Origin of the sequence: Pseudomonas citronellolis (assembly GCF_001586155.1) — a bacterium.
Classification (GTDB): domain Bacteria; phylum Pseudomonadota; class Gammaproteobacteria; order Pseudomonadales; family Pseudomonadaceae; genus Pseudomonas; species Pseudomonas citronellolis.
In genome coordinates this window covers 3,669,072-3,690,027 of sequence record NZ_CP014158.1, presented here as the reverse complement: position 1 = coordinate 3,690,027, position 20,956 = coordinate 3,669,072, and the positions used below count along the sequence as shown (strand labels likewise).

The 20,956-nt window shown below is 66.7% G+C and carries 5 protein-coding genes; 3 read left to right on the top strand and 2 right to left on the bottom strand.

Going from position 1 to position 20,956, the window contains the following annotated elements:
- Positions 1 to 396 precede the first annotated feature (396 nt).
- Together lapG and lapD are read left to right on the top strand one after the other, a co-directional pair.
- Positions 397 to 1,098, top strand: coding sequence for a cysteine protease LapG (gene lapG / locus PcP3B5_RS16010; protein ID WP_009622279.1), 702 nt, complete (start codon positions 397 to 399; stop codon positions 1,096 to 1,098).
- A gap of 10 nt (positions 1,099 to 1,108) precedes the next feature.
- Positions 1,109 to 3,061, top strand: coding sequence for a cyclic di-GMP receptor LapD (lapD, locus tag PcP3B5_RS16005; RefSeq protein WP_061561837.1), 1,953 nt, complete (start codon positions 1,109 to 1,111; stop codon positions 3,059 to 3,061).
- A 341-nt stretch (positions 3,062 to 3,402) separates the two neighbouring features.
- Here the strand turns inward: lapD and PcP3B5_RS16000 are convergent, their stop codons facing one another.
- Positions 3,403 to 3,735, bottom strand: a complete 333-nt coding sequence (locus PcP3B5_RS16000; RefSeq protein WP_043315496.1) for a hypothetical protein — start codon at positions 3,733 to 3,735, stop codon at positions 3,403 to 3,405.
- 64 nt (positions 3,736 to 3,799) lie between these two features.
- Complete coding sequence (locus PcP3B5_RS31485; protein ID WP_061561836.1) at positions 3,800 to 19,249, bottom strand: retention module-containing protein; 15,450 nt, start codon at positions 19,247 to 19,249, stop codon at positions 3,800 to 3,802.
- A gap of 349 nt (positions 19,250 to 19,598) precedes the next feature.
- On the opposite strand from PcP3B5_RS31485, the gene PcP3B5_RS15990 reads away from it, so the two are divergent.
- Entirely contained in the window at positions 19,599 to 20,948 is a 1,350-nt protein-coding gene (locus PcP3B5_RS15990; RefSeq protein ID WP_061561835.1) for a TolC family outer membrane protein, read from the top strand.
- The last annotated feature ends 8 nt before the right edge of the window (positions 20,949 to 20,956 follow it).

Sequence of the window (20,956 nt, the reverse complement as noted above, 5' to 3'; positions counted from 1 at the left end):
ATCGAAAAACAACGCCCGGACTTCTAACGCGAGCTTTTCCCTGGCCATTAGCCTAGTCAGGAATCGTGGATTTGCTCAGTTTTGTTACATCAATTTCTTAAGGAAGTTTCTGAGGTATATGCACTTGATGAATGAAGCCGCAGGTAAGTATTTCATGACCTGATGGTCATGATTCGCCAAGCGCTCTGGATCGCTTCTTCCACTGCACAACTGCGCCTCGGGAAACCGCCGTGGCCCGGATGTATTCCTTTTGTGACACGCGGCTGCGGGCAGGCGGGGGAGCCTGCAGCACTGTTTCGATGATTTCATATTGCCATTGCCTTTTCCCGCGCCAGCCCGCACCATGCGGCGCCGGCCCCCGTGGGGCGCCGGATGGTCCGCTGGCAGGAAGTGACGATGTTGTCGAACGGGCGAATGGGTGGCCCGCGGCGGAGGTTGCCGTGGCTGGCCACCGTGGTCGTGACCGCTACCTTTGCATGGTTCCCCGGGTGGCTGGAGGCGGACTGGGATTTCACCCTGATCGCCCGCCGCGCCGAGGCGCTGTATGGCCCGCTGGGGGCAGGGCGCGCGCGCATCGAGGCCTGGCAGCGGGTGCTGGCCGACGAGGCGGGCGCCGACGAGCAGGAGCAGCTGCGGGCGGTCAACGATTTCTTCAATCGCCAGCTGCGTTTCACCGACGACCTCGGCCTGTGGCACCAGGTGGACTACTGGGCCACGCCGGTGGAGGCCCTGCTCAAGGGGGCCGGCGATTGCGAGGACTTCGCCATCGCCAAGTACGTCAGCCTGCGCCACCTCGGGGTGCCGGCGCAGAAACTGCGCATCACCTACGTCAAGGCGCTGCGCCTGAACCAGGCGCACATGGTGCTGACCTACTACCCGCGGCCCGAAGCGGTGCCGCTGGTGCTGGACAACCTGATCGGCAGCATCCTGCCGGCCTCGCAGCGCGACGACCTGCAGCCGGTGTACGCCTTCAACGGCGAGGGGCTGTGGCTGGCCGACGGCGGCGGAGGCAAGCAGGTGGGCGACAGCAAGCGGCTGTCGCGCTGGCAGGACCTGTTGCGGAAAATGGAGGCCGAGGGGTTCCCCTCGCGCGAGTAGCGGAGTCGAGATGTCCCTGTTCAAACAACTCCTGATCGCCATCTGCCTGTTCCTGGTGGTGGCCTTCGGCGGCAGCTTCATGGTCGGCCTGGAAAGCTCCCGCGAGCAGTACGTCAACCAGTTGCGCTCCCACGCCCAGGACGCCGCGACGGCGCTGGGCCTGTCGCTCACCCCGCACATCGACGACCCGGCGATGGTCGAGCTGATGGTCAGCTCGATCTTCGACAGCGGCTATTTCGAGCGCATCCGCGTAGTCGACCTGGCCACCGGCAAGGTGCTGGTGGAGCGCCAGGGCGTGCCGGACGCGGTGGCCTCGGGCGCGCCGCAGTGGTTCGTCTCGCTGATCGGCCTGCCGTCCGCCGGCGGCGACGCCGTGGTCAGCCGCGGCTGGACCCAGGCGGCGCGGGTGGAGGTGGTGAGCCACCCGATGTTCGCCATCGCCAGGCTCTGGCAGAGCGCCCTGGGCAGCCTCGGCTGGCTGCTGCTGTGCGGGGTGGTCAGCGCGCTGCTCGGCGCCTGGCTGCTGCGCCGCCAGCTGCGCCCGCTGGACTACATGGTGGCGCAATCCCACGCTATCGCCCGCCGCGAATTCCTCAGCCTGCCGGAGCTGCCGCGCACCCCGGAACTGCGCCGCGTGGTGCAGGCAATGAACCAGATGGTGGAGAAGCTCAAGGCGCTGTTCCAGGAACAGGCCGAACGCAGCGAGCGGCTGCGCGACGAGGCCTACCAGGACAGCCTGACCGGCCTGGGCAACCGGCGCTTCTTCGACCTGCAGCTGCAGGCGCGGCTGAGCGCCGAGGACCAGGTCAGCAGCGGCTACCTGCTGTTGCTGCGGGTGCTCGACCTCGCCGGCCTCAACCTGCGCCTGGGCGCCCAGCACACCGACGCCTTGCTCAAGGCGGTAGCCGAGCAACTGCAGCGCGCCAGCCAGGGCCTGGGCGCCGGGCGCACTCTGGCGCGCACCCGGGGCGGCGAGTTCGCCCTGCTGGCCCCCGGGCTGCTGGAGGAAGAAGCCGAGCAACTGGCCACGCGCCTGGAGGGCATGCTCGCCAGCCTGGCCAGCACCGGCGCCAGCGACCAGCCGCGGGTGGCGGCCTTCGGCCTGGTGCCGTTTCACCCCGGCGAGGCGCCGGCCAGCCTGATGCTGCGCGCCGACCAGGCCCTGGCCCAGGCCGAGTGCCAGCAGCACAGTGCCTGGGCACGGCTGGACAGCGAAGCGGCGCCGGTGGCCGACGCGCGCCACAGCTGGCACCAACTGCTGGAGCGGGCGCTGCGCGAGAAGCGCTTCGAGCTGTACTTCCAGCCGGTGGTGGCCTGCGAGGACACCGAGCTGGTGCTGCACCACAAGGTGCTCTCGCGCCTGCCGGACGGGCAGGGCGGCAGCCTCGCGGCGGGCCGCTTCCTGCCCTGGCTGGAGCGCTTCGGCTGGTCGGCGCAGCTGGACCTGCTGATGCTCGACCTGACCCTGGCACACCTGGCCGGCCACGACCAGCTGCTGGCGCTGAACCTCTCGGGCGCGCTGCTGCGCGACGAACGCGCTCTGGCCCGCGCCTTCGAGCGCCTGCGCCAGCACCCGCAGTACGGCGGCCGCCTGGTGCTGGAGCTGGAAGAAGACCAGTTGCCCGACCAGGCGGCGCTGGAGGCACTCACCCGCCGCCTGCGCGAGCTGGGCTACGGCCTGGCGCTGCAGCACTTCGGCGGGCGCTTCAGCATGATCGGCAACCTGGCGCGCCTGGGCCTGGCCTACCTGAAGATCGACGGCAGCCACATCCGCGCCATCGACGTGGAGAACGACAAGCGCCTGTTCATCGAGGCCATGCAGCACGCGGCGCACAGCATCGACCTGCCGCTGATCGCCGAACGCGTCGAGACCGAAGCGGAATTCCGCGTGCTGCGCGGGATGGGCATCGAGGGGGCGCAGGGGCAACTGTTCGGCGCGCCGCGGCCGTGGGGGCGGGGTTAGCGACGGCTGTTCCGTCCCCCCGTAGGAGCGGACTCTGTCCGCGATTCGCGCGCAGGGCGCGCTCCTACGCCCGCGCTTCCTGGAGCCGTAGGAGCAACTGTCTTGTGCCGAGGTGCTCTTCGTAGGATGGGTTGAGCTTGCGAAACCCGGTTGCGCTGATGGGTATCGCTTCGCTCAACGCCATCCTACGAAAAGCCGTGCTTCCTGGAACCTACGCAGAAATATCCGCACGCATCGGAACGTTTCTTCAGAAGACCGAGCGAAACCCGCTCAGGAGACCAGGCGACATGAAGGTCACTGGGTCATTCCCCTTCGGGCCGGCGCAAGCGCTGTTCGCGATGTCAGATCAACCCCCCATCCTCCTCCTCGTCGATCAACCGATGCAGGCCTCCCAGCGCCTCACGCGCCTGGGTACGGCTGAGCAGCTTGGAGCGCGCCGCCTCGGGCAGGTCGGTAATACGGATCACGCCCTTGGCCATCAGCACCGAGATCAGGTCCTCCAGCACCCGGATCATCTCCAGGTCGCTGCGTTGCAGCTGGCGCAGGCTGTATTCGGCCTCGCGCCAGGCGTGCACTTCCTCGTCGTCGTCGGCCAGGCTGCCGCTCATGCCGGCGAAGGTGGCGCTTTCGACGCGTATCAGCCGGCCTTCGGCGTCACGCTGGATGTAAGGCATCGCCTCGTCTCCATCAGGTGTTCGGGATACCTGGCGGCGCCCGGAGGGGCGCCGCCAGGCGGGCTCAGTGGTGCTCGGTCTTCACCAGCGGGTCGGCGCCGGCCACCAGCGACTTGACGATGTCCGCCGAGGTCGCGCCGTAGGTCTTGAGGTCGACGCCGGTGAGCTTGATGGTCACGTCGGGCGAGCTGTTCACCTGGCCGGTGGTGCTGATCTGCAGGGTCGAGGTCGCGGTGTCCACCTTCAGGTAGCTGAGGATGTCGTTGTGCGCGGCATCCGGCAGCAGGTCCACCAGGTCGATGCGGTCGCCGTCGGTGGGCTTGAAGTCGGTGATGGTGTCCTTGCCGGTGTCGCCTGCGCGCCAGATGAAGGTGTCGGCGCCGTCGCCGCCGGTCAGGGTGTCGTCGCCCTTGCCGCCGACCAGCAGGTCGTTGTCTTTGCCTCCGTCGAGGGTGTCGTTGCCCAGGCCGCCATACAGGCTGTCGTTGCCGGTACCGCCATTGAGGATGCTGTTGCCCGCGCCACCGTAGAGGATGTCGTGGCCGTCGCCGCCATTGAGGGTGTCGGTGGTGCTATTGCTGCTGTTGGTGCCGTAGCCGTGCAGCAGGTCGTTGCCGCTGCTGTTGGTCGAGGCCACCGTGATGCTCAGCGTTTGCGTAGCGCTGGCCGTGCTGCCGTCGGACTCGGTGGCGATGGCGGTGACGCCAAGGGTCAGGGTGCCGTTGTAGCCGCTGGCCGGCAGCAGTTGCAGGTCGTGCAGCTGCGCCTGGGTGAAGCTCCAGCTGCCGTCGGCGTTGTGGGTGCCGCTGGTGAAGGTGGCGTCGTTGGGCATGCCGGTGATCTTCACCGAGAGGCTTTCCGAGCCGTCGGTATCGCTCAGGGCCGCGTTGATGCCGACGTTTATCGGCGCACCGTAGGTCTTGCCGCCCAGGGTGAAGGTGGGGGCGTCGAGGTTCAGGCTGGAGTCCTTGTTGGCGTCGCCGCCGTTGAGCACCAGCCAGTCGAAGTGATAGTTGCCGCTGCTGCTGGCGGTGTAGCTCTGTACGCCACTACCGTTGACGCTGGCGCCACGCTGCTCGGAGGAGGTTACCTGGATCAGCTGGCGGACGCCGTCGGGGCCGGTGACCACCAGCGCGACTATGTCGTTGAAGCCGTTGTTGATCTCGCTGGTGGAGTTTTCGCCGTTGGTGAAGGTCCAGGCGAAGTTGACCTGGGTGCCGGCCTTGAGCGTGTAGTCCGAACTGGTCAGCGAGCCGTCGATGACGTCGACGTTGCCCTGGTCGCTGGTCGTGGTACCGGCCGGTGGATTGATGCCGTCCAGCGCCCCGGAACTCAGGCCGGTCTCGGTTTCCAGGTTGGCCTGGGTGATGGCTTGGTTGGTGGTGATGCTGGTGGCGCCGGGGTTGAGCGCGAAGATGCTGCCGCTGTTGAGCAGCGGCACGTCGGCCACCGGCGTGACGCTGAGCGCCACCGTGGAGCTGGCGGTGCCGCCGTGGCCATCGCTGATGGTGTAGGTGATGCTGTCGCTGCCGCTGAAGTTGGCCTTGGGCGTGTAGGTCAGAGTGCCGTCGGCATTGACCGTCACGCTGCCGTTGCTGGCGGAGGCGCTGGTGACGCTCAGGCTGTCGCCGTCGACGTCGCTGTCGTTGGCCAACACGTTGAGGGTGACGGGCTTGTCTTCCTGGGTCGAGGCGATGTCGGGCTTGGCCACCGGCGCATCGTTCACCGCATTGATGCCGACGGTCACGGTGGCGGTGGAGGTGCCGCCGTGGCCGTCGCTGACGGTGTAGGTGAAGCTGCCGGTGCCGTTGACGTCCTTGGCCGGGGTGAAGACGACGTTGCCGTTCTCCAGTTTCACCGTGCCGTTGACCGCGCCCTGCACGCTGAGGATGGACAGGCTGTCGCCGTCGATGTCGCTGTCGTTGCCCAGCAGGGTATTGGCGGCGATGGTCAGGGCGGTGTCTTCGTTGGTCACCAGTTCGGCCAGGGGGTGGCTGAGGCTGCTGCCGCCGAGCACGCTGTAGCTGCCGCCGGCGGGGGCCAGCTCGACCTTCAGCTGGGCGTTGCCGCCCTGGTCCCAGTAGAGGATCTCGATCTGGTGGTTGCCGCCCTGGGCGATGTTGAAGCTGTCCGAGACGCGGGCCGTCGGGCTCTGGTTGGCGTCGTACTTGAACACCTCCACGCCGTCGATGCGGATGCTGAAGCCGTCGTCCGCCGTCACCCTGAACGTGTAGTTGCCGGCGGCGAGGTTGACCAGCCCGGTGAGCTGGACGATGGCGTCGCTGGTGTTGGCCGGGTCGGTGCTGAGCGAGGCGGCGTCGCTGCCGAGGAACTTCTGCAGCTGCTTGTCGCCGCCCAGGTCGGTGCTCACGCCGTTGCCGTAGTTGAGCGCAGTGGCGGTGAAGGTGGCACCGGGCGCGGTCTTGGCGATGAACGCGCTGACCATGCTCAGGCTGGTCAGGTTGTTGCCGTCGGTACCCTCGCGGTAGCCCCAGTAGTTGCCCTGCAGGCCGCCGACCAGGTAGTGGTCGTTGGCTGCCACGGGGTCGTCGTTGACCGGGGTGACGTTGACGGTGAGCTTGTTCGGCGTGCTGTCGAAGGCGCCGTTGCTGTCCTTCACCGAGAAGGTGAAGCTGGCGTAGTTGTTGCCATTGGCGTTGGCCGCCGGGGTGAAGGCCAGCTTGCCCAGGTCGGCCGCGGCGATCACCTGGCCCTGGGTGACGGCGACGCCGTTGAAGGTCAGGCTGCCGGCGCCCGGCAGGCTGTCGATGCGCACCGCGCCGAGGGCGTCGTTGTGGTCGACGTCGTTGAAGCCGAAGTCGAGGGCGCTGAAGCTGCGGCTGCTGTCTTCATTCAGCGTGATGGTGCCGTCGCTGCCGGTGGGCGCGTCGTTGGCGCCGGTCACGGTGATGGTCACGGTGGCCGGGGCGCTGGTGGCGCCGGCGCTGTCCTTGGCGGTGTAGGTGAAGCTGACCTGGCGGCTTTCGCCCGGGGCCAGGCTGTCGAAGTCGCTGCCTGGGTTAAATACGTAGCTGCCGTTGGCGTTGAAGGTCAGGTTACCGTTGCCGGTGCCCGGGCCGCTGACCAGGGCGTAGCCATTGGGGTTGACCGGGCTGTCGATGTCGCTGGCAGCCGGCACCTGCTCGCTGAGCACGCTGTTCTCGCCAGTGGTCTTGCTGTCGCTGGCGGCCACGGGGGCATCGTTGACCGGGGTGACGGTGACCGTCACCAGTTGCTCGGCCAGGCCACCCTGGCCGTCGCTGACTGTGACGGTGAAGCTGTCGGTGCCGTTATAGTTGGCCAGCGGGGTGTAGCTGTAGCTGCCATCGCCGTTGACCACCACGCTGCCATGGGCCGGAGCGCTGCCGTTCTTCAGGGCGTAGGACAGGTCGTCGCCGTCGACGTCGCTGGCGCCGAGCTGGCCGTGGAGCACGTCGTCTTCCGCGATGCTCTGGCTGGCTGGGCTGGTGAATACCGGGGCGTCGTTGACCGGGGTGACGGTGACCGTCACCAGTTGCTCGGCCTCGCCGCCATGACCGTCGCTGACTGTGACGACGAAGCTGTCCGGGCCGTTGTAGTCGGCCGCCGGGGTGTAGCTGTAGCTGCCGTCGCCGTTGACCACCACGCTGCCATGGGCTGGGTTGCCGCCGTTCTTCAGGGCGTAGGTCAGGTTGTCGCCGTCGATGTCGCTGGCGCCGAGCTGGCCGTGCAGCACGCTGTCTTCCAAGGTGCTCTGGCTGGCGGCGCTGGTGAATACCGGGGCGTCGTTGACCGGATGGACCTGCACCGTCAGCGTCTGGCTGCTGGTGGCCTGGTCGCCGTTGGCCGTTTCGCTGGCGGTGGCACTGACCTGCAACTGGAAGCTGCCGTTGAAGTCCTGCGGCGGGGTGATGGTGAGTTTGCCCAGGTCCCAGCCGGTGACGTCGACGCTGGTCTTGCCGGCCCCGGCGGTGAAGCTGTGGGTGCCGTCGCTGAGGACCGCGCCGAGCGGGATCGAACCGATGCTGACCTTGAGGGTTTCCGAGCCGTCGGTATCGACCAGCGCGGCGTTGACCTTCGACAGCGGAATGCTGCTGTCCTCGCGGCCTTCGTTCAGCCCGTAGACCTGGTAGTAGCCCTGGCCGTTGCTGCCGGCCAGGTCCGCCAGGCGCTCGCCGGCGGCGGTGAGTTCGCTGCCGTCGTGGTAGAGCAGGGCGCTGCCAGTGCCGAGGGTCTGCGCCGGGCTGCCGTTGTCGGAAAGCGTCAGGCTGTAGTTGCCCGGACCGCTCTGGTTGTGCTGGTAGAGCGCCAGGGTGTAGTAGCCGCTCTCGCTGGGGGTGAAGGTGCCGCTGAACTTGCCGCTGGAGCCGCTCCAGGTGGCTTCGGCGACCTTGGTGCCGCCGACCACCAGGCGGATGCTGTCGTCGCCGACGCCGGCGAAGGTATAGGTGTGGCCGGCCTCGAGGAAGATCAGACCGCTGACCTTGGTGGCGGTGCCTGCACTGACGCTGCCGTTGCTCACGCTGTTGGTGGAGGACGTGCTGGCCGGCGCGCCGGCGGCGTCGATGACGCTCTGCAGGGTGTCCGGGTTTATGCCGTTGCCGTTGCTGCCCAGGGCCAGGCCGGTCCAGGTCTGCACGGTGAGGCCGGTGGACGCCGGATGACCGCTGGAGGCGTCGAGGCTGAGCAGCGGCGCGTCGGCCACCGGGGTGATGCCGACGGTCACGCTGGCGCTGCTGGTGCCGCCATCGCCGTCGCTGATCGTATAGACGATGGTGTCGCTGCCGCCGTAGTTGGCGTCCGGGGTGTAGGTCAGGGTGCCGTCCTGGTTGATGGTCACGCTGCCATGGCTGGCACTGGCGCCGGTGACGCTCAGGCTGCTGCTGTCGATGTCGGTGTCGTTGGCCAGCACGTCGATGGTGACGCTGTGGTCTTCATCGATCGTGGCGCTGTCATCGTGTGCGATGGGGGCATCGTTCACTGCCGTGACGGTTATGCTGACGACGGACTCGACGGTGCCGCCCTGGCCATCGCCGACCACCACGGTGAAGCTGTCGTTGCCGTTGTAGTCGTGGTCCGGGGTGTAGGTGTATTTGCCGTTGCTGGAGTCGAGTACCAGGGTGCCGTTCACCGGTCCGCTACCCGGCTTCAGGGTGTAGGTGAGGGCATCGCCATCGACGTCGCTGGCGACGACCTGACCGGAGACGGCGGTGTCCTCGGCAGTGGTGTTGCTGTTGTCGGCGGTCACCGGCTCATCGTTCACCGCCGTGACCGTGATGCTGACGACGGACTCGACGGTGCCGCCCTGGCCATCGCTGACCACCACGGTGAAGCTGTCGTTGCCGTTATAGTCGTGGTCCGGGGTGTAGGTGTACTTGCCGTTGCTGGAGTCGAGTACCAGGGTGCCGTTTGCCGGTCCGCTACTTGGCTTCAGGGTGTAGGTAAGGGCATCGCCATCGACATCGCTGGCGACGACCTGGCCGGAAACCGGCGTGTCTTCCAGGGTGGTCTTGTTGGCGTTCTCGGCCACCGGCAGGTCGTTCGCCGAGTTCACGGTGATGTCCAGGGTCGAGCTGGCGCCGGTGTTGGTGGTGTAGGTGATCTGCGGCACGGCGCCGTGGTAGTTGGCGTCCGGGGTGAAGCTGTAGTGGCCGTTCGCATCGATCACTATGCTGCCGACGCCGACGATGGTGGTGCCGGTGCCGGCGGCGATGTTGCCGCTGAAGCCGGCGACGCTGTAGCTGCTTACGCTCAGCGTGTTGTCCACGTCGCTGTCGTTGTCCAGCACGTTGCCGGTCGCGCTGCCGTCGTCCTCGTCCATGCTCGCGACGTTCGGGAGCAGCACCGAGGGATCGTCCACCGGGGTGACGTCCAGGGTGAAGGTGTGCGAAGCGCTGTCGAAGGCGCCGGCGCTGTCCTGCACGCTGAAGCCGAAGCTGGCGTAGGGAGCGCCATTGTCGTTGGCGTCGGGGGTGAATGTCAGCTTGCCGAGGTCGGCGGCGGCGATCACCTGGCCCGGGACGACGGCGACGCCGTCGAAGGTCAGGCTGCCGGCGCCCGGCAGGCTGTCGATGCGCACGGCCTGCAGGTGCTGGCCGGCATCGGTGTCGTTGAAGGCGAAGTCGGCGGCGCTGAAGCTGTGGCTGCTGTCCTCGTCCAGGCTGGCGCTGCCATCGGCGCCCTGCGGCGGGGTGTTGTCGCCCACCTGCACGGTCAGGCTGCTGCTGGCGCTGGCGCCATGGCTGTCGCTGATCTCGTAGTGGATCACCACGCTGCCGCTGACGTTCTCGGCGGGCACGAAGTTCAGGGTGCCGTCGGGGTTGATGCTGACGCTGCCCTGGCTGGGGTCGGCGAGCACGGCCTTGGTGACGCTGAGCGCATCGCCGTCGACGTCGCTGTCGTTGCCGAGCACGTCGATGCTCGGCAGCGCCACGTTGATCGGCGTCAGCGCCTGGTCGGCGTTGGCCACCGGCGCATCGTTGGTGCCGGTGATGGTCAGGGTCAGGGTGCTGCTGCCGGTGGCGCCGTGTTCATCTGTCACCGTGAAGCCGATCTGCAGCACCTTCACCTGGTTCGCGGCCAGGCTGTCGTAGGCCGGGTCCTTGGCATCGAAGACCCAACTGCCGTCGCTGCGCAGGGTGAAGCCGGCCGGCGCGGCGCCGTTGACGGAGTAGCTCAGCTGGGCGCCATGGTCGACGTCGCTGGCCTGCAGCTGGCCGGTGATCTCGCTGACCGGCTTGAGCTGGTCGACCAGGGCCTGGTTGTTCGCGCCGTTGCTGGTGAGGGTCCAACCCGTGCCGTCTTGTACCGCCTGGCCGACCGAGCCGACGACGCTGGCTTGCGGCGGCAGGTTGCTCAGCACCAGGGTGGAGTCGACGGAGCTGTCGCCGCTGTCCGCCACGCCGATCACCAGGGTGTAGGTGCCCGGCTGGTCGAAGGTGTGGCTGAAGGTCTGCGGGCCCGAGGTGCCGTAGTCGCCCACCGCGGCGACGCTGCTCAGCAGGGTGACGACCTGGCCGTTGACCTGCACGAAGGCGAAGTCGTTGTAGGGCGCGTAGTCCTGGGTGGTGAAGGTCCAGTTGAAGCTGATGGCTTCGCCCGGCTGGGTGGTGGTGATGGTCAGCGTCAGCGCCGAACCATCGGTGGCGCCGGCGACGACGCCCGGCTGCAGGCTGCCGCCCTCCACGGCGCTGGCGCTGGCGGCCTGGGCCACCGGTGCATCGTTGCTGCCGACGATGTTGACGGTGACGCTGGACTGGGTGCCGTCCGCGCTCTGGACATTGAAGGTGTCGGTCAGGGTTTCGTTCAGCTTGAGCTCGTTGTAGGCCGAGTCGGCGGTGTAGCTCCAGGTACCGTCGGCAGCCAGGCTGAAGTGGCCGTACTGGCCGGCGACGTTGGTCTGCTCGACGAAGGTGGCCGGGCTGTCGACGTCGGTGACGGTCAGTTGGCCGCCGGTGCTGATCGGGGCGTTGGTCTCGTTGATGCTCACCTGGGCGCCGGTGATGACGGCGGCGTCGTTGGTGCCGTCGATGGTCACGCTGACGCTGGAGGTGGTGCCATCGGCGCTGGTAACGGTGAAGGTGTCGGTCAGCGACTGGCCGACGCTCAGCTCGTTGTAGGCCGAATCGGCAGTGTAGCTCCAGGTGCCGTCGGCAGCCAGGCTGAAGTGGCCGTACTGGCCGGCGACGTTGGTCTGCTCGACGAAGGTGGCTGGGCTGTCGACGTCGGTGATGGTGAGTTGGCCGCCGGTGCTGATCGGGGCGTTGGTCTCGTTGATGCTCACCTGGGCGCCGGTGATGGCGGCGGCGTCGTTGGTGCCGGTAACTGTGATGGTGATGGTTTGCGGATCGCTCAGCGCACCGCTGTCATCCTTGGCCTGGTAGGTGAAGGTGACGTCGCGGCTGACACCGGCCGGTAGGCTGTCGAAGTCGTGACCCGGATCGAAGCTATAGCTGCCATTGGGATTGAAGGTCAGCGTGCCGTTGCCGGTGCCGACACCACTGGCCAACTGGTAACCGGCAATGGTGCCGTCGACGTCGCTGGCGGCCGGGACTTGGCCATTGAGAACGGTGTTCTCTTCGGTCGTGGCGCTGCCAGCCTGGGCGACCGGTGCGTCGTTGGTCCCGGTGACGGTAATGGTCAGGGTGCTGGAGCTGGTAGCTCCATGGTCATCGGTGACGATGACCGGGATGTTGATTACTTGCGTCTCGCCATCCGCCAGATGTTGGTAGGCCGGGTCCTTGCCGTCGAAGGTCCAGCTGCCATCGGTTTTCAGGGTGAACCCGGCCGGGGCATTGCCATCGATGCTGAAGGTCAGGACGGCGCCGTCATCGGCGTCAGTGGCCACCAGTTGCCCGGTACTCACCTGGTCTTCGTCGGCCGCCGCGCTGGCAGCCTGAGCGACGGGGATGTCATTGGTGCCGGTTACCGTGATGGTCAGGGTGCTGCCACTGGTAGCCCCCTGGCCATCGGTGACGACCACCGGGATGCTGATGACCTGGGTTTCGCCTTTGGCGAGGTGCTGGTAGGCGGCATTGCTGGCGTCGAAGCTCCACTTGCCGTCCTGATCCAGGGTGAAGCCGGCGGGAAGCGGGCTGTCCGAGCCGAATTGCAGTTGGGTGCCCTGGTCGGCATCGGTGGCCTGCAACTGGCCATCGATCTGGCTGTCCTCGTTGACCGCCGCAGTGGTCGCCTGAGCTACCGGCGCGTCATTGGTGCCGGTGACGGTAATGGTGATGGTCTGCGGAGCGCTCAGTGCGCCACTGTCATCCTGGGCTTGGTAGGTGAAGCTGACATCGCGACTGATACCGGCTGGCAGGCTGTCGAAGTCGTGGCCCGGATTGAAGGTATAGCCGCCATTGGAGTTGAAGGTCAGCGTGCCGTTGCCGGTGCCGACATCGGTAGTCAGTTGGTAACCGGCAATGGTGCCGTCGACATCGCTCGCGGCCGGGACCTGGCCGTTGAGTACGGTGTTTTCTCCGGTAGTCGCGCTGCCAGCCTGGGCGACCGGCGCGTCGTTGGTGCCGGTGACCGTGATGGTGATGGTCTGCGGGGCGCTCAGCGCACCGTTGTCATCCTTGGCCTGGTAGGTGAAGGTGACGTCGCGGCTGACACCGGCCGGCAGGCTGTCGAAGTCGTGGCCCGGATCGAAGCTATAGCCGCCATTGGAGTTGAAGGTCAGCGTGCCGTTGCCGGTGCCGACACCACTGACCAACTGGTAACCGACAATGATGCCGTCGACATCGCTGGCCGCTGGGACTTGGCCATTGAGGATGGTGTTCTCTTCAGTCGCAGCGCTGCCAGCCTGGGCGACCGGCGCGTCGTTGGTGCCGGTGACCGTGATGGTGATGGTCTGCGGGGCGCTCAGCGCACCGTTGTCATCCTTGGCCTGGTAGGTGAAGGTGACGTCGCGGCTGACACCGGCCGGCAGGCTGTCGAAGTCGTGGCCCGGATCGAAGGTATAGCCGCCATTGGAGTTGAAGGTCAGCGTGCCGTTGCCGGTGCCGACATCGGTGGCCAACTGGTAGCCGGCAATGGTGCCGTCGACGTCGCTGGCGGCTGGGACCTGGCCATTGAGGGTGGTGTTCTCTTCGGTCGTAGCACTGCCAGCCTGGGCGATCGGCGCGTCGTTGGTGCCGGTGAGGGTAATAGTCAGAGTGCTGGTGTTGGTGGCGCCCTGGTCGTCAGTGACGATCACCGGAATGCTGATGACCTGCGTCTCGCCATCCGCTAGATGCTGGTAGGCCAAGTCCTTGCCGTCGAAGGTCCAACTGCCATCGGTCTTCAGGGTGAAACCGGCCGGTGCATTGCCGTCGATGCTGAAGGCCAGGACCGCGCCGTCGTCGGCGTCTGTGGCCACCAACTGGCCGGTGCTTACCTGGTCTTCATCGACTGCAGCGCTCGCAGCCTGGGCCACTGGTACGTCATTGGTGCCAGTGACGGTGATAGTCAGGGTGCTCCCACTGGTAGCCCCTTGGTCATCGGTGACGATCACCGGAACGCTGATGATCTGCGTCTGACCGGCCGCCAGGTGCTGGTAGGCGGCATCGCTGGCATCGAAGCTCCACTTGCCATCCTGGCCCAGGGTGAAGCCGGCGGGTAGGGGGCTGTCCGAGCCAAACTGCAGTTGGGCCCCCTGGTCGGCATCAGTGGCCTGCAACTGGCCGCTGATCTGGTTCTCTTCGTTGACGGCGGCACTGGCGGCTTGGGCGACCGGCGCATCGTTGGTACCGGTGACGGTAATGGTGATGGTCTGCGGATCGCTCAGTGCGCCACTGTCATCCTTGGCCTGGTAGGTGAAGGTGACGTCGCGGCTGACACCGGCCGGCAGGCTATCGAAGTCGTGGCCCGGATCGAAGGTATAGCCGCCATTGGAGTTGAAGGTCAGCGTGCCGTTGCCGGTGCCGACATCGGTGGCCAGCTGGTAACCGGCAATGGTGCCGTCGACATCGCTGGCGGCCGGGACTTGTCCATTGAGAACGGTGTTCTCTTCGGTAGTCGCGTTGCCAGCCTGAGCAATCGGTGCGTCGTTGGTGCCGGTGACCGTGATGGTGATGGTCTGCGGGGCGCTCAGCGCGCCGCTGTCATCCTTGGCCTGGTAGGTGAAGGTGACGTCGCGGCTGACACCAGCCGGCAGGCTGTCGAAGTCGTGGCCCGGATCGAAGCTATAGCCACCATTGGAATTGAAGGTCAGCGTGCCGTTGCCGGTGCCGACATCGGTAGTCAGCTGGTAGCCGGCAATGGTGCCGTCGACATCGCTGGCGGCCGGGACTTGGCCATTGAGGATGGTGTTTTCTTCGGTAGTCGCGCTGCCGGCCTGGGCAATCGGTGCGTCGTTGGTGCCGGTGACCGTGATGGTGATGGTCTGCGGGACGCTCAGCGCACCGTTGTCATCCTTGGCCTGGTAGGTGAAGGTGACGTCGCGGCTGACACCGGCCGGCAGGCTGTCGAAGTCGTGGCCCGGATCGAAGGTGTAGCCGCCATTGGAGTTGAAGGTCAGCGTGCCGTTGCCGGTGCCGACACCACTGGCCAACTGGTAACCGGCAATGATGCCGTCGACATCGCTGGCCGCCGGGACTTGGCCATTGAGGATGGTGTTCTCTTCAGTCGCAGCGCTGCCAGCCTGAGCTACCGGCGCGTCATTGGTGCCGGTGACGGTAATAGTCAGAGTGCTGCCACTGGTAGCCCCCTGGTCATCGGTGACGACTACCGGGATGCTGATGATCTGCGTCTGACCGGCCGCCAGGTGTTGGTAGGCGGCATTGCTGGCATCGAAGGTCCATTTGCCGTCCTGATCCAGGGTGAAGCCGGCGGGGAGAGGGCTGTCGGAGCCGAACTGCAGCTGGGCGCCTTGGTCCGCATCAGTGGCCTGCAGTTGGCCATCGATCTGACTGTCTTCGTTGACCGCGGCACTGGCGGCCTGGGCCACCGGCGCGTCGTTGGTACCGGTGATGGTAATGGTCAGGGTGCTGCCGCTGGTAGCGCCCTGGTCATCGGTGACGACCACCGGAATGCTGATGATCTGGGTTTCGCCCTCGGCCAGGTGCTGGTAGGCAGCGTTGCTGGCGTCGAAGGTCCATTTGCCGTCCTGATCCAGCGTGAAGCCTGCGGGCAAGGGGCTGTCCGAGCTGAACTGCAGTTGGGCGCCTTGGTCTGCGTCGGTGGCCTGCAACTGGCCATTGATCTGGCTGTCTTCGTTGACGGCGGCATTGGCGGCCTGGGCCACCGGCGCATCGTTGGTGCCGGTCACGGTAATAGTGATGGTCTGCGGATCGCTCAGTGCGCCGCTGTCATCCTTGGCCTGGTAGGTAAAGGTGACGTCACGGCTGACACCAGCCGGCAGGCTGTCGAAGTCGTGGCCCGGATCGAAGCTATAGCCGCCATTGGGATTGAAGGTCAGCGTGCCGTTGCCGGTGCCGACACCACTGGCCAACTGGTAACCGGCAATGGTGCCGTCGACGTCGCTGGCGGCCGGGACTTGGCCATTGAGGATGGTGTTTTCTTCGGTCGTGGCGCTGCCAGCCTGGGCGACCGGTGCGTCATTGGTCCCGGTGACGGTAATGGTCAGGGTGCTGGAGCTGATAGCTCCATGGTCATCAGTGACGATGACCGGGATGTTGATTACTTGCGTCTCGCCATCCGCCAGATGTTGGTAGGCCGGGTCCTTGCCGTCGAAGGTCCAGCTGCCATTGGATTGCAGGGTGAAGCCGGCGGGCGCATTGCCGTCGATGCTGAAGGTCAGGACCGCGCCGTCGTCGGCGTCGCTGGCCGTCAGTTGGCCGGTGCTGACCTGATCTTCGTCGGCCGCTGCGCTGGATGCCTGCGCTATCGGCACATCATTGGTCCCGGTGACGGTAATGGTCAGGGTGCTGGAGCTGGTAGCTCCATGGTCATCGGTGACGATGACCGGGATGTTGATTACTTGCGTCTCACCATCCGCCAGATGTTGATAGGCCGGGTCCTTGCCATCGAAGGTCCAGCTGCCATTGGATTGCAGGGTGAAGCCGGCGGGCGCATTGCCGTTGATGCTGAAGGTCAGGACGGTGCCACCATCGGCGTCAGTGGCTACCAGTTGGCCTGTACTCACCTGGTCTTCGTCGACTGCTGCGCTGGCAGCTTGGGCGACGGGGACATCGTTGGTTCCGGTGACGGTAATGGTCAGGGTGCTGCCACTGGTAGCGCCCTGGTCATCGGTGACGACCACCGGAATGCTGATGGCCTGGGTTTGTCCCGCAGCCAGGTGCTGATAGGCGGCATCGCTGGCGTCGAAGCTCCACTTGCCGTCCTGGCCCAGGGTGAAGCCGGCGGGTAGGGGGCTGTCCGAGCCGAATTGCAACTGGGCCCCCTGGTCGGCATCAGTGGCCTGCAGTTGGCCATCGATCTGGCTGTCTTCGTTGACCGCGGCACTGGCGGCCTGGGCCACCGGTGCGTCGTTGGTGCCGGTAATGGTCAGCGTCAGAGTGCTGGTGTTGGTGGCGCCATGCTCGTCGGTAACGATCACCGGAATGCTGATGACTTGGGCCTCTCCATCGGCCAGATGCTGGTACGCCGGGTTCTTGCCGTCGAACGACCAATTGCCATCGGTTTTCAGGGTGAAGCCGGCCGGTGCATTGCCGTCGATGCTGAAGGTCAGGACCGCGCCGTCGTCGGCGTCGCTGGCCGTCAGTTGCCCGGTGCTCACCTGGTCTTCGTCGGCCGCGGCGCTCGCAGCCTGGGCCACTGGTACGTCATTGGTGCCAGTGACGGTGATGGTCAGGGTGCTGCCACTGGTAGCCCCCTGATCATCGGTGACGACCACCGGAACGCTGATGACCTGGGTTTGTCCCGCAGCCAGGTGCTGATAGGCGGCATCGCTGGCGTCGAAGCTCCACTTGCCATCCTGGCCCAGGGTGAAGCCGGCGGGGAGGGGGCTATCCGAACCGAATTGCAGTTGGGCGCCCTGGTCCGCATCGGTGGCCTGCAACTGGCCGTTGATCTGGCTGTCCTCGTTGACTGCGGCTGTGGCGGCTTGGGCCACCGGCGCGTCGTTGGTGCCCGTGACCGTAATGGTGATGGTTTGCGGGGCACTCAGTGCGCCGCTGTTATCCTGGGCCTGGTAGGTGAAGGTGATGTCGCGGCTGACGCCAGCCGGCAGGCTGTCGAAATCCTGGCCCGGATCGAAGCGATAGCTGCCATCGCTGTTGAAGGTCAGCGTGCCGTTGCCATTGCCGACACCACTGGCCAACTGGTAGCCGGCGATGGTGCCGTCGACATCGCTAGCAGCCGGAACCTGGCCATTCAGGACGCCGTTCTCGCCAGTAGTTGCGCTGTCCGCCTGGGCTACCGGTGCGTCGTTGGTACCGGTGACGGTAATGGTGATGGTCTGCGGATCGCTCAGCGCACCGCTGTCATCCTTGGCCTGGTAGGTGAAGGTGACGTCACGGCTGACACCAGCCGGCAGGCTGTCGAAATCCTGGCCCGGATCGAAGCGATAGCTACCGTCGCTGTTGAAGGTCAGCGTGCCGTTGCCAGTACCGACACCATTGGCCAGTTGGTAACCGGCAATGCTGCCGTCGACATCGCTAGCAGCCGGAACCTGGCCATTCAGCACATCGTTCTCGGCGGTAGTCGCGCTGCCCGCCTGGGCGACCGGCGCGTCATTGGTGCCGGTGACGGTAATGGTCAGGGTGCTGGTGCTGCTGGCACCCTGGTCGTCGGTCACCACCACCGGGACGACGATCACCTGGGTCTGGCCCTCGCCCAGGTGCTGGTAGGCCGGATCCTTGCCATCGAAGCTCCAACTGCCGTCGGGCTGCAGGGTGAAACCGGCGGGAGCTTTGCCGTCCACAGTGAAGGTCAGGCTGCTGCCGGTGTCGGGGTCGCTGGCGGCGATCTGGCCGGTGAGTTGCCCGTCCTCGGTGGCCTGGGCCTGGGCGTTGCTGGCCTGCGGCGTGTCGTTGGCGCCCTGGATGTCGATCTCGATCACCCGGGTATCGCTGGCCCCGGACGGGTCGCGGACGGTGACGGTGAAGCTGTCCTGCGGGTGCTGGCCGGCCGGCAGGGCGTTCACCGCGGCGGCGTCGACCACGTAGACGTAGCTGCCGTCGGGGTTGACCGTGAGCTGGCCGAAGGCGCCCTTGGCGCTGCCGCTCCAGGTCAACTGGTCGCCGTCGACGTCGCTGGCCTGCAGCTGGCCCTTGATGTCGGCGAAGCTGTCGTTGGCCGCGGTGTCGACCAGGGTGGCGCCGTAGCTGCCGCTGGCCACCGGGGCGTCGTTGACTGCGCTCACGCCGATGTCGACGGTCAGGCTGCTGGACGCGCCGCGGTTGTCGGTGACCGTCACCACGAAGCTGTCGGCGCCGTTGTAGTCGGGGTTGGGCAGGTACTGCCAGGTGCCGTCGGCATTGACGATCAGGCTGCCGTTGGCCGGGCCCCGGGCGAGGGAGTAGGTGAGGCTGTCGCCGTTCGGGTCGCGGGCCTGGAAGGCGCCTTGCAGCAGGGTGTCCTCGGCGGTGCTCAGCTGCAGGCCGGCGAGGGCGTTGCCCTGGTCGTCGATGAAGCTGGGCGCGAGGTTCGGCGCCTGCTCCTGCTGGCGTTCGCCGTCGCCCTGGCCGGCAGCGCCCGGGCCGCTGGTGGTGTAGCCGATGCTCGGGTCGACGTGGCCGCCGGTTTCCTCCAGCAGCACGAAGCTGTGGCCGCCGCCGGCCGGGCCGCTGCCACCGGCGCCGGCGCTCGGGCCGGCCGCGGTGGGGGCGAGGGTCTGGGTCGGGTCGGCGCCGGCGGCGATGGCTTTCTGCAGCTCCTCGGTGCTGGCCGTGACGGCGGGCTGGGCCGGCGCATGGGGTGCCAGTTCGCTGGCGCTCAGCTGGCTGTCGCGGCCCAGGTCGAGCACGCGGCCGTCGGGCAATTGCAGGGCCACCGCGCCGGCGTCGCCGGTCTGCACCAGGTCGCCCAGGAACAGGCGGTCGCCCTCGACCAGCACCCGCCGCTGCCCCTCGGCGGATACCGCCAGCACTTGCCCGATGACGCTTTTCACCACTGCGACGACGCTGCTCATTGCACTTCTCCCCTGAGGCGGATGCTGGCGTGCCGGCCGGGTCGCGGCCGTGATTGCGGCGCGCCAGGTGGCATTCCCTTGTCGATTGGAGCTGTAAAACTGGCGTCAACTAATTGGCTTAATGAGTTTTCGCGATTAGGTTTATGCCAATCTATTGACCATTTCCGAGGCATCCTAAACAATTGGCAAAACGATGTCACTGTGATGTCAAAGAGCCCCGCGAAAAAATTTCCAACGGGGTTCCGGGCGCCAGTGACCTCCTCACGTGCAGCGCATTCGCCGGTCCTCCGATGCCACCCCTGGGTACACGAATCGCTGTCCATATCCCTGCGATAAGGATGTTCAAACCATGCGTTTGCGTTTCGTGCCTCTGTTGCCCCTTGCGCTCTATTGCGCGGCCCCGGCCCATGCCACCACCCTGAGCGAAGCCATGCAGCGCGCCATGGACGTGCACCCGGAGATCCAGGCCGGGGTGAACAGCCGCCTGGCCGCCGACCAGCAGCTGCGCGCCGCCCAGGGCGGCTACCTGCCTTCGGTCGACCTCACCGCCGGCTATGGCCGCGAGGGCGCCGACAACCCCACCACCCGCGGCGAGGGCGACCACTGGCGGACCATGAACCGCGGCGAGTCGGCGCTGAGCCTGCGGCAGATGGTGTTCGACGGCTTCGCCACCTCCAGCGAGGTGGGCCGCCAGAAGGCCACGGTGAATTCCCGCGCCTATGCGCTGCTGGGCACCGCCGAGCGCACCGGGCTGGAAGTGGCGCAGGTCTACACCGACGTGCTGCGCCGCCAGGAGATGGTCCGCCTGGCCGAGGAGAACCTGAAGAGCCACCAGCGCATCTACGACCAGATCAGCCTGCGCAGCGCCCGCGGCGTCGGCCGCCTGGCCGACCAGGACCAGGCCGAGGCGCGCCTGGCCCAGGCGCGCAACAACCTGCTCACCGAGCAGACCAACCTGGCCGATGCGCGCACCAACTACCTGAGCGTGGTCGGCGCCGAGCCGCTGGAGCTGAGCGAGCCGGCCGGCCTGCCGGGCCTGCTGCCGCAGGACCTGCAGGACGCGCGCCGGCAGCTGCTGGAGAACAGCCCGATCCTGCGTTCGGCCGAGTCCGACGTGGCCGCCGCCGAGAAGCAGTACGAAGCGGCCAAGGCGCCGTTCTACCCGCGCTTCGACGCCGAGCTGTCGCGCAATGCCGACAACAACCTCTCCGGCGACCCGGGCCACAACAACGATTGGCAGGCCATGCTGCGCATGCGCTACAACCTGTTCGCCGGCGGCAGCAACAAGGCCGAGCTGCAGTCCAAGTCGTACCTGGCCAACCAGGCCCTGGACGTGCGCAACAACGCCCTGCGCCAGCTCAACGAAGAACTCGGCCTGGCCTGGAATGCCCTGGCCAACGCCCGCGATCAGCTGCCCATCGCCCGCCAGTACGTGGACTACAGCAGCCGCGTGCGCGAGGCCTACCAGAAGCAGTTCAGCATCGGCGAACGCACCCTGCTGGACCTGCTGGACAGCGAGAACGAACTGTTCAACGCCTCGCGCCGCCTGGTCGACCTGCGCTACACCGAGCTGTTCACCCAGTACCGGGTGAAGGCCACCCTGGGCGAACTGCTCAAGAGCCAGGGCGTGGTCGCGCCCCTGGCCAGCGTGGCCAGCGAAGACATCAAACCCCAGGTGCAGCTGCCCGGCCTCAACTGAGCCGGCCG